This window comes from Methanocaldococcus vulcanius M7 (assembly GCF_000024625.1).
GTDB lineage: Archaea > AGJL01 > Methanococci > Methanococcales > Methanocaldococcaceae > Methanocaldococcus > Methanocaldococcus vulcanius.
The window spans coordinates 1,079,133-1,096,472 of the sequence record NC_013407.1; the positions used below are offsets into that span (position 1 = coordinate 1,079,133).

Genomic DNA, 17,340 nt, shown 5'->3' on the forward strand with positions numbered 1-17,340 from the left:
AAATATTATTTAATATTTAATAAATAAGATTATAAAAATAAGGCATGTTATATCTTAATTATTAGTTCTATTATTATAGTTTACTTAGTTTTTAGCCGTTATTTTAATGTTTTTATTTAACGTTTTATTTCCTAAGTTTTTTAGCATATTTGTGCCTAATCATTAATAATTATTAGTTGTGAGGATTTGTAATTATTTACAATATTATGTATTATTTGTGTTGTTTGAGGGGTAAAGATGAGAATTTTAATAATAACTGGAAAACTTGCAGGAGAAAAAGTAAAAAAAGCTGTTGAGAGGTTTGAATTTGTGGATGTTCACATTGCGGATATTTCAGTAGCAGCATTTTTAACTCCTAATTTGATAATTAAAGAAATAAAAACGTTAGAGGACAAAATTGGTAAAAAATTAAAAGAGATTTATGATTTTGTTTTAGTAACTGGATTGATAAGACATGATTTAAAAAAGGTTGAAGAAGAAACGGGAGTGAGGTGTTTTAAATCCACAAGAGAAGCGTCCGATATTCCCATATTAATTGAAAATTTAGATAAAATAACACTCTCCACAAAAGAATATGCCGATTTGCAACTCTTAGAAATAATCAAAAAAAGATGTGAAGAAGAGATCCAAAAAGCGGAAGATCTCCCTCTTGGAGAGGGAGATATAAAAATAGGAAATCTAAAAGTTGGAGATAGCTTTCCAATGAGAGTTTTAGGAGAAATAGTTCATGCCCCATGGTTAAAAGAAAAAGAACTCGAAGAAAAAATAAATTATTATTTAGAGAGCGGGGCAGATATGATCGATTTAGGAATGGTAAGCAATGAAGACAATACCGATAAAATAAAAGACATGTTGAAGATTGCGAGAGATTTAACCGATAATCCGATAAGTGTAGATACACTAAATACCAAAGAGTTAATAGAAGCGATAAATTTAGGAGCAGATATGATTCTAAGCGTAGATGCTGGAAATTTGGAAGATCTGATCCCATATTTGAAAGATGCTGAGACGGCAGTTGTTGTATTGCCCACAAACTACAAAATAAACTATATTCCCGAAACAATCGAAGATAAGGTTAAATCATTAGAAAAAAACATTAAAAGGTTAATAGATGCAGGAATAGGGAAAATTGTAGCAGATCCTATCTTGGAACCTGTAAATAACGAAGGATGTAATTTTGTTGAGAGTGTTATCGCGTGTAGAAGTTTTAAAATGAGAAACAAGATACCTATGTTCTTCGGTGTTGGGAATGTAACAGAGCTTTTTGATGCAGATAGTAATGGAGTCAACGCCTTGTTAACTGCTATTGGATCTGAAATTGGTGCTAATATATTATTTACACCAGAAGCAAGTGCAAAATGCAAATTTTCAATAAAAGAGCTTAAAATTGCATCAAAGATGATGTTTCTGTCTAAAAAAAGGAATTCCTTGCCGAAAGACGTGGGATTTAATTTAATAAATTATAAAGATAAAAGGTTTGAAGAAGAGATAACTTTTAAAAACTACTCCATCGAAGTGATAAGAGCCAAAGAGAACGAACGGCAGATATTAGATGAAGGAAGTTTTAAAATAGAGATTGACAGAAAAAATAAAGAAATTGTAGCAATATACTTTAATAAAAGAAGAGATCCCATACTAATGATTAGGGGAAAAACACCAAAAGAGATATATGAGACAGCAATAAGATTAAATTTAATAAAAAAATTAGATCATGCATCCTATCTGGGGAGGGAATTAGCAAAAGCGGAAATTGCTTTAAGGATTGGTAAAAAATATAATCAGGATTTTGATTTGTTTTATAACGAATTTTGGTGGGAAGAATGAGAAAAACTAAAATATTAATAACATTAGGTCCTTCAATTGAAGATAAGTTAGATAAGGTTATAGATTTAATAGATGGCGTTAGATTTAACATGTCTCATGCTACAACTGATTATTGCAATAGATTTTTAAATACTCTTGAAAAAAATAACATATCAAAAGTAATGGACTTGAAAGGGATAAAAATAAGGATTAAAAAAGTTAATTTAAAAAATAACATCCTTAAAAAGGGAGAAAAAGTGATAATTGGCAAGGACATTATCTTAAACTACGATATAAAAACTATTGAAAAGGGGCATTTTATCTTAATTAACGATGGAAAAATTAAATTAAAAGTTTTAGAGAAAAAAGATGATGACATTGTTGCAGTGGTAGAGATTGGAGGGGAGATAAAAGAGGGAATGGGGGTTAATCTTCCAGATACAGAGATCGATCTTCCAATTATCGATGAGGAAGACATGAAGAATATAAAATTTGCAGTAGAAAATGAGTTTGAATATATTGCACTATCTTTTGTTAGGGATAAAAATGATGTTAAAGAACTTAAAAATATTATTAAGCAACTTGGGGGAGGTTGTGAGGTAATATCAAAAATAGAGACAAAGAAAGGGCTAAAAAATGTAAAAGAGATAGCAAAAGAAAGTGATGGATTGATGGTAGCACGGGGAGATCTTGGGGTAGAAATTCCTATTGAAAACATTCCAATAGAGCAAAAAAATATTTTAAGAGTTGCAAATAAATGCGGAATCTTGTCCATAACTGCAACTCAAATACTTGATTCTATGGTTTACAATCCATTTCCAACAAGAGCAGAGGTTACGGATATTGCCAATGCCATATACGATGGAACTGACTGTTTAATGCTTTCCAATGAAACAACAATCGGGAAGTATCCAGTAGAGGCAATAAAAGTTTTAAATAAAGTAGCAAAAGTAGCAGACGAACATTATAATGAATTTGGGGATAGAACATGTTTGGATGTTGAAAGTATCGATGAAGGGCTTGTCTATGCTGTTTATGAACTTTACAAAAAACTCAACACCGATCTTGTGATCACTCCAACCTACTCGGGAAGAACAGCCAAACTAATATCTAAACTGAGGATAGACAATAGAATCATCGCACCTACTCCAAATCTCTCTACTCTAAGAAAACTTAGGTTGGTCTGGGGCGTAGAAAGCTGTTTAATTGATGAATTTGAAGATATGGAAAGTGTGATAAACGCATGTAGAGAAATTGCAAAAAAAGAAATTGGAAAAGGGATCTATCTAATTACACTCGGCCATCCAATTGGCCACAAAAAAACCAACACTATAAAAGTGGAGAGGATCTAAACGAGGGGAATTATTAAATGTCGATCTATTGAACAATATCCAAATAACTTAAATTAAATAATATTTAAATAATATCCAGTATGATATTAAGCATTTCTTTGCTGTTAGCAACCAAAACTTTTATTCGATCAGTTGCGTTGAGTTCGAACTTTAACTCCTCTCCATTTTCATCAGTTATTATTGCCCCCGCCTCCTTGCAAATTATGTAAGAGGAGGCAATATCCACAGCCCTAACCTTCGGCCTAACATCAAAGATCGCATCCAAAATGCCGTTAGCAACATAACACATCTCCAATCCAAACGCTCCAAATATCCTAACTCTTTTTATTTTTTCCCTAAGTTTTTTTATATCAACGTTTTCATCAGGATAGTAGCTTATAATTACATCCTTTGGATTAAAATCTTTAACTTTTATTCTTTTTCCATTTAAAAAAGCACCTTCTCCTATTTTCGCTTCATAGAATCTTTTGGTTAAGAACTCGTAGGTTAATCCAAAGTAGGGATTATTATTTTTAAAAACACCAAAACAGAAGCCAAAAAATGGAATTCCATTGATGAAATTAAACGACCCATCAATTGGATCTATAACTACTGTCCATTCACTCCCTTTATCAATTGCCCCTAACTCCTCACTAACAATATTCACACCCAACGGTTCTAAGTATTTTAAGGCAATATCTTCACTTACCTTGTCGAATATTTCTGTCTCATCACCACTTGGAGATGTGCCAATAACATATGATCTATCTTTCCTTCCGAAATACTGTAAAACTTCTTTTTCAATTTCAATTGCAATTCTTTTACCAATCTTACTCCAATCCATAAATACCCCTCAAATAAAAGATTTTTATTAATTATTTAATTAATTATTTATTTTTGCATGCTATATCGTTATATTATCTGGCATTATGTTAAATGTTCCTGGATGTTTTATGATCAGATCGGCTTAACTCATCCTTAATTTTTAAATAAGTTATTGGAATCCAAAACATCAAAGACAAAATGTTAAATACTATTATTGGGTAATCATTCTTTAATATTCCATATATTAACCATAGTGTTAATCCAGTTGTGAATGTTATAACAAAAACCAGAGAAATGTTGCTCATATCCTTTTCCCGTATTGACTTTATTAATTGAGGAAGAGATGCAAACGTCGTTAATGTTCCTGCAATATATCCAATAATCGTAACATCAAATTTCATACATTAATCACCCACTTAATACTCGAATTTAAATTTAAAAATCTTAAACATTTAGAGGATAAGGTTATTATTGATGAGATGAAATTGCCTACTATTTAAATACGGGTAGTATATAAAATAGCATTTGAAGTATTAAATCTACAACCAACCATTATATATAAATTTAACGAAATAGTGTAAGAAATTTTAATTATTTAAAGGTGGGATGAATGAAAATACCGAACCTTCTAAAAGATAAGCGAATTTTACTTTTAATAATAGTTGTCACGGCATCAATACTGCTCATTGCATTTAAAGGTTTGCAATTTGGGATTGATCTGAGCGGAGGAACGATCATAGTTTTAAAGGCCGATAAACCGATGAACGACAAAGAAATCGAGGCAACAATTAGGATTATTACAGAGAGATTAAACTATAATGGATTGAACGATGTTATAATCTATCCAAGAGGGAATGATGAAATTGTAGTAGAAATCCCGAAAAGTTGCGACACAGATCGAATAATTAAAATACTGAAACAACAAGGGGTTTTTGTAGCTAAAATTGATAATATAACTGCCTACACGGGAAGTGATGTTCAAAATGTTGAACTTCCACAGAAGATCCCTGAAGGAAATAACTGGGCATATGGAGTTCCTTTTGAACTTACGTTAGATGGAGCAAAAAAATTTGCAGAAGTAGCAAAAGGAAAAGCATATCATAAAGTTTATCTATACATGGATGGGAAGTTAATCTCCGCTCCTGTCTTATCTCCTGACTTAGCAGATGGAAAACCTCATCCAAAACAGGTTATTACTGTTGGTAGTTATCCTCCAACAAAAGAAGAAATCGACGAGGCCATGGCTATATATTCTGCTTTAAAATCAGGGGCTCTACCAGTAAAATTGAATATTGAATATATGTCAACAATATCTCCAGAGTTCGGTAAGGACTTTTTAAAAGGAACGGCTATTGCTTTACTACTGGCATTTATAGCGGTTGGGACAATTATTAGTATTAGATACAAACAACCAAAGATAGCAATTCCAATTTTAATAACCTGTATCTCAGAGGTTATAATTATACTGGGCTTTGCATCCCTAATTGGTTGGAAGTTGGATCTTCCATCAATTGCAGGGATTATTGCAGCGGTAGGGACTGGTGTTGATAACCAGATAGTTATAACAGATGAAGCGTTGAAAAAAGGTGCTGGAAAGATCAGAGCAAGTATTAAAAGAGCTTTCTTCATTATATTTGCGTCTGCATCAACATCAATCGCAGCAATGCTACCTCTCTTCGTTCTTGGAGTAGGAATGTTGAAAGGGTTTGCAATAACCACAATAGCAGGGGTTTTAATAGGGATCTTTATAACAAGACCTGCATTCGCGAGAATCATTGAAGAGATGTTTAAAAAGTTTTAATAAATAAGAAAGAGATAAAAATAAAACTATAAAAGAAGAAATATTGTGAACAAATAACCTTTTAACTATTTCATTTCTTATATAAAAGAAAAGTAAAAAATAAATAAAAAAATAAAATAGTAAATCCAAATTATAACTTTTTATACTTTTTATGCTTTCATTGATGTTTTATAGGCCTGACATGCCCAATAATCTAAAACATCTTTTATGGATCTTATATTTTTTTCTCTTCTTTTTTTAATTCTTGCCATTCGTCTTAACACTTTTAAAGTTTTTTCTATTTCCTCTTCACTCATCAAGGTGGCATTCAACAATAACATAACTGCTTTTCTATCAATATCATCCATACTTCCACCTGTTAATACTAAAACTTAAATTAGTATTATGCTATATAAAATTTTTGGTAATTTGTATGAATAACATCGTTCTTTTTCAATTAAAAGTTATTTTATAACTATTAAAATTTTTTGGATTTTCTATAATCTAAATATGTAGTTATATTAAAAACGACAAAAATTATATAACATAATACCAACATCAAATAAAACAAATAAACCTAAAAAAATAAAACAAAAATACGAAGGGAAAAAATGATAAGCGACAATGTAAAAAAAGGGATAAAAAGAGCACCCAATAGAAGTTTATTAAAGGCCTGCGGATATACAGATGAAGAATTAGAAAAACCATTCATTGGGGTTGTTAATAGCTTTACCGAAGTAGTTCCTGGCCATATTCACCTAAAAGATCTCGCAGAGGCAGTAAAAAAGGGAATTTACGCAAATGGAGGAACGGCTTTTGAGTTTAACACAATGGCCATCTGTGATGGAATAGCAATGGGACATGAGGGAATGAAATATTCTCTTCCATCAAGAGAGATCATTGCAGATACAGTAGAGAGTATGGCAAAGGCACACGGATTTGATGGATTAGTTTTAATTCCAAGTTGTGATAAAATAGTTCCCGGAATGATAATGGGAGCTATAAGGACAGGACTTCCCTTTATAGTAGTTACAGGAGGGGCAATGTTTCCAGGAGAACTAAGAGGAAAAAAATACGACTTAATAAGTGTATTTGAAGGAGTTGGAGAATACTTCTCAAAAAAAATTACAGAAGAAGAACTTAAAGAGATTGAAGATATTGCATGCCCTGGAGCAGGTAGTTGTGCAGGACTTTTTACTGCAAACACAATGGCCTGTTTAACAGAAGCCATGGGGTTGTCTCTTCCCTACTGTGCAACCTCGCATGCAACAACCGCTGAAAAAGTTAGAATAGCTAAAAAAAGCGGAATGAGGATAGTGGAATTGGTCAAAAATAACATAACTCCTGATAAGATACTAACAAAAGAGGCATTTGAGAATGCTATTTTGGTAGATTTAGCCCTTGGAGGATCAACCAACACAACCCTCCACATTCCAGCGATAGCTAATGAGATAGAACCAAGATTTATAACTTTGGATGATTTTGATAGGTTATCTGAAGAAGTTCCCCATATTGCCTCTTTAAGACCGGGAGGAGAGCATTTTATAATTGATTTACATAAAGCAGGTGGAATTCCAGCAGTTTTAAAGGTATTGGAAGAGAAGATTAGAAAGAACTGCTTAACAGTTAGCGGAAAGACAGTAGAGGAAATAATTAAAGAGGTTAAATATATTGATTACAATGTAATAAGACCCATAGATAAACCGGTCCATAAAACTGCAGGATTGAGAATATTAAAAGGAAGTTTAGCTCCTAAAGGTGCAGTGGTTAAGATTGGAGCAGTGGATCCAAAAATGTATAAATTTGAAGGAACAGCGAGGGTCTTTAACAGTGAAGAAGAGGCAGTTGATGCGATATTAGGAGGAGATATAGAAAAAGGAGATGTAGTTGTGATAAGATATGAAGGTCCAGCAGGAGGTCCAGGAATGAGAGAGATGTTAGCCCCAACCTCAGCAATATGCGGAATGGGGTTAGATGATTCTGTGGCTTTAATAACAGATGGAAGATTTAGTGGAGGAAGTAGAGGACCTTGTATTGGGCATGTTTCTCCAGAAGCAATGGCTGGAGGGCCGATAGCAATAGTTGAAGATGGGGATCGTATAAAAATAGATATGATAGGTAAGAAATTAGATCTGTGTTTAGAAGAAGAGGAGATAAAAGAGAGATTATCAAAATGGAAAAAACCAGAACCAAAAGTTAAGAAAGGATACTTGGCAAGATACGCTAAGCTGGTTACATCTGCTGATGAAGGGGCAGTTCTGAGATAATCATAAACAAATTTTCAAACTTAACAATTAATTTTTCTCTGTGATTTCTTTAAAAAATTTTTAAATGATTTAAATGTTTTCGAATAAAAGTTTCTGTTTCTATATTTTTATCTTTAATATCATGCATGTTTAGTTTTATTTTTCATCGTTTCTTATTATTAAATTTTATTAAGTTTTATGCTATTATAATGTTAATTGCCATCCAAATTAAATTAGAATTCAACTGTAATCGTCCAACTCAAAAGTGGTGAAGACATGATAAGAGAGATATTTAACTCAATAATGGGAGAGGGAAAGTATATTGGAAGAAGATTCATATTTATAAGATTTGCTGGTTGTCCATTAAATTGTTTGTATTGCGATGAAGAACATAAAAAACATGTTAACTTAGTTGAGCAATATCCAAGTAGTGGAAAATTTGAAAAACAGAATCTTGAAAGTGAAGAGGATATTATAAAAGCAGTGAATAAATTAAAAACACCAGATTTGTTTTCGGTCTCGTTTACCGGAGGAGAGCCCCTTTTATATCATAAAGAAATTAAAGAAATATCTAAAATTTTAAAAAATCTTGGATATAGGACATTTTTAGAAAGCAATGGCATATTTCCAGAAAGAGTTTTTCATTTTGACATTGCATCAATTGATATAAAATTAAAGGATCACTTTAAAAACATAGGAGAAGAGGAGTATAAAAAAATATACAAGAATGAGTTAAAAACAATTAAAAAATTTTACAATATGGGAACAGATGTGTATGCAAAAATTGTAATAACAAAAGATAGTAAAATAAATGATTTAGTTGAGATTTCAAAAGATTTAAGTGATATAGGGGATGTGATGTTGTGTATACAACCAGCCACGCCAATAAATAATATACAACCCCCCTCCCAAAAAACTCTATTTAAAATTATGGAGGCATGTGGAGAACATTTAAAAGATAATGTAATGTTAACTTTGCAAATACACAAGATCCTAAACATATTGTAGTTCAATTATATTATAATTATTACATATTATAATATAAAATTAAATATGGAAATTATTAACATTTTAGCTATAATAAACATTACAATAAAAAATAAAAATAATTTTATTACTCTCAAACATTTAAACAAAAACATTAACAATAAAACAAACATAAACAGAAGGAAATATTTGTAGGGGATCTTGCTGTATCGCGATCATCCTCATTGAGCGAATGCTCTCTTCTCGCGACGCGCCCAGATCCCCACAACTGAAAAACTGTCCCCTCAACTTCGAACCCGCTATCATCGCAACTCTCTGGATGTGCTCCATGTGGGTCGGTTTCGTTGAGGGGCAATATTTAATAATATATTGCTAATTATATAAATTTTTAGCAAACTAACCAACAGAAAGGTGATAGGATGAAATATGTTGTAGGGCATAAAAGCCCAGATACTGACAGTATTGCCTCAGCTATTGTTTTAGCATACTTCTTAGATTGCTATCCTGCAAGATTGGGGGATGTAAATCCAGAAACAGAGTTTGTTTTGAGAAAATTTGGAGTTATGGAGCCAGAACTGATAACCTCAGCTAAGGGTAAAGAAATAATTTTAGTTGATCACTCAGAAAAGAGTCAAGGGCTTGATGATTTAGAAGAAGGGAAGTTAATAGCTATTATAGACCATCACAAAGTTGGTTTAACAACAACTGAGCCAATTTTATACTATGCTAAGCCAGTTGGTTCAACAGCAACAGTTATAGCTGAACTCTACTTTAAAGATGCTATCGATTTAATTGGAGGAAAGAAGAAAACATTAGGAGCAGATTTAGCCGGCTTATTATTAAGTGCAATTATATCAGATACTGTTTTATTCAAATCACCAACAACAACTGAATTAGATAAAGAGATGGCTAAAAAGTTAGCTGAAATTGCTGGAATAAGCAATATAGAAGAGTTTGGAATGGAAATTTTAAAGGCAAAGTCAATTGTTGGTAAGTTGAAACCAGAAGAAATTATTAATATGGACTTCAAGAACTTTGATTTCAATGGAAAGAAAGTTGGAATTGGGCAAGTTGAAGTTATAGATGTTAGTGAAGTTGAGAGTAAAAAAGAAGATATTTACAAATTATTGGAAGAGAAATTGAAGAATGAGGGATATGATTTGATTGTGTTTTTGATAACCGATATTATGAAAGAGGGTAGTGAGGCATTGGTTGTTGGTAATAAGGAGATGTTTGAAAAGGCCTTTAACGTCAAAGTTGAAGGAAACAGTGTTTTCTTAGAAGGAGTTATGTCAAGGAAGAAGCAGGTTGTTCCTCCATTGGAGAGGGCTTATAATGGCTAAATCTTTTTAGATTTTAATTTTTTAACAATAAATAAGAACACATAAATATGTGTATTCACATAAAATACTTTTGGTGAGACCATGCCAAATATAACACTATCAATTCCAGAAGAGATATATCTTAAAATGAAAAAACATAGGGAAATAAAGTGGAGTGAAGTTGCAAGAAAGGCAATAGTTGATTATTTGAGAAAAATAGAAGAATCTTATGAGATTTCATCAGAGGAACTTCTTAAAGAACTTGGAAAAGAGTTTAAAAAAGACATTGAGGAAACCGATTTAGAAGTTTATGAAAAGGGATATAAGAAAATGAGGGAGGAAGAATGGAAAAGACAATCTATGATACAAACAAGATCATAGAGGCCTATAAAAATAATGAAGAACTAAACGGATATACTACAATTTTTAGTATTGTTGAATTTCCAAAGGCATTAAAACTTGGCTTAAAAATTATATATCCATCAAAAGAAGATTATTCCTTAGCTATAAAACTTTCAAACAAACTTTTAAAAATTGGGAAGCCAATTCCAGCAGTTGATATTCTTGTTTCAGCAATTGCAATAAATAGAAAAATGAAACTTATAACAAAAGATAATCATTTTTCAAATGTAAAAGAGATTTTTAATGAATTTGATGTTATAATTGAGGGATGATTTATGCACTATTCCATAATAAAACCAAAATGCAAAAAAGAGGTTATAGAGATAGATAAGGGTTCATTAAAAACGAAGAGGAAGTTTGCGTTTTTGTTAAAAGTTGGAGACAAAATTTTAAATATTAGGGAGTTTTATTCTACTAATGATGATGTTGAGGTTGTAGTTGATTACTCTTTTACTGATTCAAAGAGACCGAAAGAAAAGATAACAATATATACAGTAAACTCTATTGAGAGGGATTAAAATGGATTTAGAAGGAAAATGCTGTTCACTTCATACAATTGGAGGAATCATTTTTGGATATTTGGCAAATTATGTATACACTGCTGGATTAGGAATGTTCAGTGGAATTGCAACATTGATATTCTTGTTCATCGGAGCAGTGATCTCTGGACACCTATCCGCCAAACTTTTTGGAGAGAGTAGTTTAAACCAAAAGCAGTGGTTAAGTTGTGGAGTTCTTCCGTTTTTTTTAGTGGCAATAGTCGTATGGATCCTAAAATATAACAACTTAATATAAACTCATTAAACTAATTTAATTTTAATAATTTTTATTTAGCTATTCAATAAAAATTCTGATTTGAGTTCTAATTCTCTTTTTTAATTTCAATAATATTTATCTTTATAATTAACATCAAAGCTTTAAAATTATCACAATTATCTTACCCAAATAAATTTATACAAACCAATTTAAAATGATTTAAAATTCATCCAGGTGATCAACTTGTTTATAGGAATAGATGACACAGACAGCCCAAATAAATACTGCACAACCTATATAGCCACACTACTGCTTGAAACACTGAGAGAAAACGGATACACATTAGATCTTCCAAAATTGATAAGAATGAATCCAGCAGTTAAATATAAAACGCGAGGAAATGGTGGAATCTCACTTAGAATATTGGATAATTTATCATCAAAAGATAAAGAAGAGATTAAAAATATAACAATAAAATTAGTTGAAAAATACTCTGACTTTGATTGCGATAACACAAACCCTGGGATTGTTTTTATAGACGAAGAGAAATATAAAGAACATAAAGAAGAACTGCAACAGTATTACAAAAAAGTTCTATATGATATAGTTGACATTGATTTTGCTGAAAGATTTATTTCAAAAATTGGAGGGCAATTTATAAAATACAAACTTGGAAGAGGAATTATTGGTGCATTAGGGGCTGTTTCTTCAACACCTCCATACACATACGAGTTATTGACTTATAGAAAAAAAGAAATGTGGGGTAAAAAAAGAAATATTGATGAAAAAAGCGTTATAGAGATGGATAAATCTACATTTCCATATACCTACGATAACTATGATTATGAAAACGAAAAAGTGTTAATAACGCCAAATACTCCCTGCCCTGTCCTTTATGGTATAAGAGGGATAAATAAAGAAGTGCTATTAAAAGCAAAAGAAATGATTAAAGGAGAAACCCCGGAAAAATACACAATTTTTAAAACAAATCAAGGGACTGATGTTCATTTAAGGAATATGAAAATTAAAGAGATCTATCCAAATACAGGAGTAATTGTTTATGGAAAAGTTATTAAAAATCCTAAAAATATAGAAGGAGGGCATGTTTTATTTACCATATCTGATGAAACAGGAGAGATCGGCTGTATTGCCTACGAACCTACAAAAAGATTCAGAGATATTGTTAGAGAGTTAATTATTGGGGACTATGTAGCCGTTTATGGAACAGTAAGAGAATATCCCCTTGAAATAAATATTGAGAAAATAAAAATCCTAAAATTGGCAAAAAAATATATTAAAGATAAAAAATGTCCAAATTGCGGAGGAACATTAAAATCAAAAGGGAAAAAACTTGGCTACAAATGTAAAAAATGCAAAATCATAATTCCCTACGAAAACATAAAAAAAATAGAAATTGAACGACAGATAAAAATCGGATTCTACGAAGTTCCAGGGTCTGCAAGAAGACATCTCAGTAAGCCAATTCAGATTATTGACTTCAACCTTTTAGAAAATGATAGTTAAAGTTTTAATTACTTTTCTAATAACTATTTTTTATAAAACGGTATTAACAGAGACCGTCGCATTTTCATTCTTAATTTCCATCACGATCCGTGCTGATTTTAATTCTAATAATGATTTCATAACCACATTATATATATACATTTCCATCACGATCCGTGCTGATTTTAATATAAAATTGATATTATGGACTTAGAAAATGAATTTACATTTCCATCACGATCCGTGCTGATTTTAATGGAGGGTTAAAATGACAAGTATTTTTTTAGAACTTAATAAAACATTTCCATCACGATCCGTGCTGATTTTAATGTTGTTCATCCGTTATATATGTATCCTTTATTACTAATTTCCATCACGATCCGTGCTGATTTTAATAGGGTAATTTTTCTTATTTCATTATAATATTTTTACTTATATTTATATTTTTCTACACTATAAAATTTCTACCCATAGATAACCTCTTTTCTTTATAAACCCTATAACAAAACAATCCAAACTTTTATTTAAAAAATAACAATAAATAAAATATAAAAACAAAAAACACACTTAACTAACCGTGGATTTTTAAAAACAACTACAAATAATTAAAAACTCTAAAAAAACTCCATAATTAAATACATCCAAATATACAAAATAATAAAACAAACCACCCCTCAGAAACCAACTAAAAAACAAATAAAAAAACAAAAATCTAAACTAAAAACTCAAAAATCAAAAAAACAAAAACAAACAACAAGATAAATAGTTATGGGGATATTTCATCTACGTAGGGAATATCAGACATATTCTCTTCCCAAATTGCCATACATGAGTCAAAAATATTCTGTATGTTTCTGAATGTGTAGCATATTTTCACAACCTTTACATCTTTTGGAATTTTGTATATTATGTAGCCCTCTATCGATTCCTTAGGAGGGATTGTAGTTATCGTTAGTGCATGTTTTAAATCGAGAACGTTCATTTCACAGTCGTATTTTCGTCCTTTGTCATCTAATAAGAAAAAATCCATATTTGATATATAATAAGAGACGTTTTTTCTTAAATTTTCTATTTTAACTTTTACTACAATAAACGTCTCATTATCTTTTATTTTTCGATAACCCATATTTCCTTTGATCTTTTGAGTTCGAAGTATTTTCTCTACAACGATTTTTATATTTGAAGAGGTTATTGGTTCTCCTACTTTTAAGACAACCACTTTGTTCGGTTCGTTTGTAGTTATAGATGGACTGGCATTTTCAACTCCATACAAATCCTTATATAAAAAATTTGAAAGATTCACAGCAGTAAATATTAGTATTATCATTGTGATTCCTAAAAGTAGTATTGTTTTTAAACCCAACTCCCCCACCTTTTTAATGTTAATGAAATTGAATTAGATTTTTATATGTTGTAGATAATAACTCAAATTGTGCACATAAATGTTCTTTAATATAGGAGTGGTTTATATAAATTTCTATATACTTTTATTCGCACCATTAGAAAAACTAAATGAAAAGGTTTATATCCTACATTTTTAACAGTTAAAGTGTTAACTTTTCCTCATAAGGGGGATATTTATGACAAAACGAATACTATTTAAAATCTTTGTGGAAGAAAAGAACGTCGGAAGAGCCATAAACATAATGACACTTGCAGGAATTACTGGGTTTTTTTTACACAAGTATAGGGGATTATCTCCAGAACATTTTAAACACTTGGATATTAAAGATCTTGAAGACGTAGAAAAGGTCTATGAAGTGATAAAAAATTCCCAGAGTGCGGTGGTTATTGGAACAGTCGTAAAAGAAGAAAGGGCTAAAAAAATTGAAGAGTTATTAAAAGACAAACTTAAAAATGAAAGATGGACAGTTATGAAAATACCAATATTAAAAGTTAAGGTTAATAGAGTTCAATAAAACAGTAATATATATTAAGGACAATATTAGGTATTGAAAAGTAAATTAAAAATAAATTTAGGATAAAATCGTTGGATAGAATTTATTTAGGAACTGAAAAATTGTTAAGTGGAACTAAAAGGTGATACTTTATGAAGGTTCTCCTATATCTCTTTGTTGAGAGCGAAAATGTTGGAAAGGCAATAAACGCTTTATCAGAAGGAGGAATTACGGGATTTTTCTTATATGATTATAAAGGGATGTCCCCACAGGATTGGCAGGGATTTCTTTTAGATGAAGATCCAGAAATGGCAATTAAAGCGGTTAGTGATTTAGCACAAAATGCAGTTTTAATCGGAACTGTTGTAGATGAAAACAACCTTATGGAGATAGAAAAAATTATTGATGAAAAACTTTCTGACTGTAAATATACAATAATCGAGATTCCAATAGAAGGGATCATAGTAAACATGCCATAATAAGAGGAGATTTTATGGGTAGAAGAGGTAGGCCGAAGATCCCAAGATTTATATCTGAAGAACCAAAGTATAGGGTATTTAAGCCACATGGTGTTTCTGTATCTGAGATCGAGAAGGTAGTTTTAAAAGTTGATGAATTGGAAGCTATCAGATTGGTTGATTATCTTGATTATACTCAGGAGGAGGCATCTAAATTGATGGGAATCTCAAGGAGGGTGTTGTGGAGTTTACTAACTGAGGGTAGAAAAAAAATAGCCGATGCATTAATAAATGGGAAGGCATTAGTTATTGAAGGAGGCGACTATAAGATCAGAGAGTGCGGATTTTGTATGAGGCACAGATTTGGAATAAAAAAACATTGTAGAAATTGGAGGGAAGAGCTATGATGTTGTTAGAGGTTAAAAACGTCAGTAAAAAATTTGGAGATAAAGTAGTTTTAAAAAACATATCCTTCACATTAAACGAGGGAGAGACCTTAGGAATATTAGGAAAAAGTGGAGCAGGAAAATCCGTGCTGTTGCATATGTTAAGGGGTATGGATGGCTATGAACCGACAGAAGGGCAGATAATCTACCACGTTTCTTACTGTGAGAACTGCGGTTATGTAGATGTGCCCTCCAAAGCAGGAACTCCATGTAAAAAATGTGGAAGCGAACTTAAAAAAATAGAAGTTGACTTTTGGAATGACAAAAAATACACTTATGCCCTAAAAAGAAAAATTGCGATAATGCTTCAAAGAACCTTCGCTCTCTATGGAGAAAAAACAGTTCTTGAAAATATTTTAGAGGCATTACATCAAACTGGCTATGAAGGAAAAGAAGCTGTCGAATTAGCTCTAAAATTAATAAAAATGGTAAAATTGGAGCACAGAATAACCCACATAGCAAGAGATCTAAGTGGTGGAGAAAAGCAGAGGGTTGTTTTAGCAAGACAAATTGCAAAAGAACCAGTTATATTCTTAGCAGATGAACCAACGGGAACGTTAGATCCTCAAACAGCAAAGTTGGTTCACTCCGCTTTAAAAGAGCTTGTAATAAAAAACAAGATAAGCTTAATTTTAACATCTCACTGGCCGGAGGTTATCGCAGAATTAACAGAGAAGGCAATTTGGTTGGATAAAGGAGAAATTGTAATGGAAGGAACTTCTGAGGAAGTTGTTAACAAATTTATGGAAACAGTAAAAGAATTTAAAAAACCAGAAACAGAAGTTGAAATTAAAGAAGACATTATAAGATTAGAAAATGTATCAAAACACTACTGTTCAGTTGAGAGGGGAATAATAAAAGCGGTTGATGGAGTTAGTTTAAACATTAGAGAGATGGAGATCTTTGGATTAGTTGGAACGAGTGGAGCTGGAAAAACAACATTGGCAAAGATTATCGCTGCCGTATTGCCTCCTTCTAAGGGTAAATATTGGTTTAGAGTTGGAGATGAATGGGTAGATATGACTAAACCTGGACCAATGGGTAGGGGAAGAGCTAAGAGATATATTGGAATATTATTCCAAGAATATGCTCTCTATCCACATAGAACAATATTACAAAATCTAACAGAGGCCATTGGATTAGAACTTCCGGATGAGTTTGCAAGAATGAAAGCAATTCATACGCTTGTTTCGGTAGGATTCAGTGAAGAAGAAGCAGAAGAAATTTTAGATAAATATCCTCACGAGTTAAGTGTTGGAGAGAGACATAGGTGTGCTTTGGCCCAGGTCTTGATAAAAGAGCCGAGAGTTGTTATCTTGGATGAACCAACTGGGACAATGGATCCAATAACAAGAAATATTGTTGCTGAATCCATACATAAATCGAGAATAGAATTAGAACAAACTTATGTAATTGTTTCGCATGATATGGACTTTGTATTGAACGTCTGTGATAGAGCAGGATTGATGAGAAACGGAAAATTAATAAAAGTTGGAAAACCAGAGGAGATCGTTTCGTTATTAACAGAGGAGGAGAAGCAAGAAATGTTAGGACAGAAATAAGAAATCTCCTTTATTTTACCT

At 31.6% G+C, this 17,340-nt stretch carries 19 protein-coding genes and 1 CRISPR repeat array; of the genes, 15 read left to right on the forward strand and 4 right to left on the reverse strand.

The features are described 5' to 3' along the window. Positions 1-237: 237 nt before the first annotated feature. On the forward strand, positions 238-1,824 hold the full coding sequence (locus METVU_RS05400; protein ID WP_015733183.1) for a dihydropteroate synthase-like protein: 1,587 nt from the start codon (positions 238-240) through the stop codon (positions 1,822-1,824). Further along, on the forward strand, positions 1,821-3,155 hold the full coding sequence (gene pyk, locus METVU_RS05405) for a pyruvate kinase (protein ID WP_015733184.1): 1,335 nt from the start codon (positions 1,821-1,823) through the stop codon (positions 3,153-3,155). Before METVU_RS05400 ends, pyk begins: the two co-directional genes overlap by 4 nt. A gap of 64 nt (positions 3,156-3,219) precedes the next feature. On the opposite strand, the gene METVU_RS05410 is transcribed toward pyk, so the two are convergent. Together METVU_RS05410 and METVU_RS05415 are read right to left on the reverse strand one after the other, a co-directional pair. After that, complete coding sequence (locus METVU_RS05410; RefSeq protein WP_015733185.1) at positions 3,220-3,978, reverse strand: bifunctional fructose-bisphosphatase/inositol-phosphate phosphatase; 759 nt, start codon at positions 3,976-3,978, stop codon at positions 3,220-3,222. Positions 3,979-4,066: 88 nt separating this feature from the next. Next, positions 4,067-4,360: a SemiSWEET transporter gene (locus tag METVU_RS05415; RefSeq protein ID WP_015733186.1), complete on the reverse strand. Its 294-nt coding sequence runs from the start codon at positions 4,358-4,360 to the stop codon at positions 4,067-4,069. Positions 4,361-4,569: 209 nt separating this feature from the next. Between METVU_RS05415 and METVU_RS05420 the strand changes: the two genes are divergently transcribed. Next, positions 4,570-5,760, forward strand: a complete 1,191-nt coding sequence (locus METVU_RS05420) for a preprotein translocase subunit SecD (protein WP_015733187.1) — start codon at positions 4,570-4,572, stop codon at positions 5,758-5,760. A gap of 149 nt (positions 5,761-5,909) precedes the next feature. Here the strand turns inward: METVU_RS05420 and METVU_RS05425 are convergent, their stop codons facing one another. Next, positions 5,910-6,107: a hypothetical protein gene (locus tag METVU_RS05425; RefSeq protein WP_015733188.1), complete on the reverse strand. Its 198-nt coding sequence runs from the start codon at positions 6,105-6,107 to the stop codon at positions 5,910-5,912. A gap of 243 nt (positions 6,108-6,350) precedes the next feature. Between METVU_RS05425 and ilvD the strand changes: the two genes are divergently transcribed. The 8 genes from ilvD (at position 6,351) to METVU_RS05465 (ending at position 12,976) form a co-directional block, all read left to right on the forward strand. Next, positions 6,351-8,006 (forward strand): dihydroxy-acid dehydratase, encoded by a 1,656-nt coding sequence (gene ilvD, locus METVU_RS05430; protein ID WP_015733189.1) that lies wholly within the window; start codon positions 6,351-6,353, stop codon positions 8,004-8,006. Positions 8,007-8,261: 255 nt separating this feature from the next. Beyond that, entirely contained in the window at positions 8,262-8,993 is a 732-nt protein-coding gene (locus METVU_RS05435) for a 7-carboxy-7-deazaguanine synthase QueE (RefSeq protein WP_015733190.1), read from the forward strand. A gap of 398 nt (positions 8,994-9,391) precedes the next feature. After that, positions 9,392-10,315, forward strand: a complete 924-nt coding sequence (locus tag METVU_RS05440; RefSeq protein WP_015733191.1) for a manganese-dependent inorganic pyrophosphatase — start codon at positions 9,392-9,394, stop codon at positions 10,313-10,315. Positions 10,316-10,396: 81 nt separating this feature from the next. Then, positions 10,397-10,675: a hypothetical protein gene (locus METVU_RS05445; protein ID WP_015733192.1), complete on the forward strand. Its 279-nt coding sequence runs from the start codon at positions 10,397-10,399 to the stop codon at positions 10,673-10,675. Then, a complete protein-coding gene (locus METVU_RS05450) occupies positions 10,639-10,968 on the forward strand; it encodes a PIN domain-containing protein (protein WP_015733193.1) in 330 nt (109 codons plus the stop codon). Before METVU_RS05445 ends, METVU_RS05450 begins: the two co-directional genes overlap by 37 nt. A 3-nt stretch (positions 10,969-10,971) precedes the next feature. After that, positions 10,972-11,214 carry a hypothetical protein gene (locus tag METVU_RS05455; protein WP_015733194.1) on the forward strand — a complete coding sequence of 81 codons (243 nt, stop codon included), beginning with the start codon at positions 10,972-10,974 and terminating at the stop codon, positions 11,212-11,214. 1 nt (position 11,215) lies between these two features. Beyond that, a complete protein-coding gene (locus METVU_RS05460; RefSeq protein WP_015733195.1) occupies positions 11,216-11,491 on the forward strand; it encodes an EMC6-like membrane protein in 276 nt (91 codons plus the stop codon). 204 nt (positions 11,492-11,695) lie between these two features. Continuing rightward, on the forward strand, positions 11,696-12,976 hold the full coding sequence (locus tag METVU_RS05465) for a tRNA(Ile)(2)-agmatinylcytidine synthase (protein WP_048196843.1): 1,281 nt from the start codon (positions 11,696-11,698) through the stop codon (positions 12,974-12,976). Between the two features lie 73 nt (positions 12,977-13,049). After that, positions 13,050-13,351: direct repeats of the CRISPR family, unit length 30 nt; unit sequence ATTTCCATCACGATCCGTGCTGATTTTAAT. 370 nt (positions 13,352-13,721) lie between these two features. On the opposite strand, the gene METVU_RS05470 is transcribed toward METVU_RS05465, so the two are convergent. After that, on the reverse strand, positions 13,722-14,318 hold the full coding sequence (locus METVU_RS05470; protein ID WP_015733197.1) for a DUF4352 domain-containing protein: 597 nt from the start codon (positions 14,316-14,318) through the stop codon (positions 13,722-13,724). A 217-nt stretch (positions 14,319-14,535) separates the two neighbouring features. Here METVU_RS05470 and METVU_RS05475 point away from each other — a divergent pair, with 217 nt between their 5' ends. The 4 genes from METVU_RS05475 (at position 14,536) to atwA (ending at position 17,319) form a co-directional block, all read left to right on the forward strand. After that, positions 14,536-14,874, forward strand: a complete 339-nt coding sequence (locus METVU_RS05475) for an MJ1244 family protein (RefSeq protein WP_015733198.1) — start codon at positions 14,536-14,538, stop codon at positions 14,872-14,874. Positions 14,875-15,005: 131 nt separating this feature from the next. After that, positions 15,006-15,332, forward strand: a complete 327-nt coding sequence (locus tag METVU_RS05480; RefSeq protein WP_015733199.1) for an MJ1244 family protein — start codon at positions 15,006-15,008, stop codon at positions 15,330-15,332. 14 nt (positions 15,333-15,346) lie between these two features. After that, on the forward strand, positions 15,347-15,718 hold the full coding sequence (locus METVU_RS05485) for a DUF134 domain-containing protein (RefSeq protein ID WP_015733200.1): 372 nt from the start codon (positions 15,347-15,349) through the stop codon (positions 15,716-15,718). Next, positions 15,715-17,319, forward strand: a complete 1,605-nt coding sequence (gene atwA / locus METVU_RS05490; protein ID WP_015733201.1) for a methyl coenzyme M reductase system, component A2 — start codon at positions 15,715-15,717, stop codon at positions 17,317-17,319. Before METVU_RS05485 ends, atwA begins: the two co-directional genes overlap by 4 nt. The last annotated feature ends 21 nt before the right edge of the window (positions 17,320-17,340 follow it).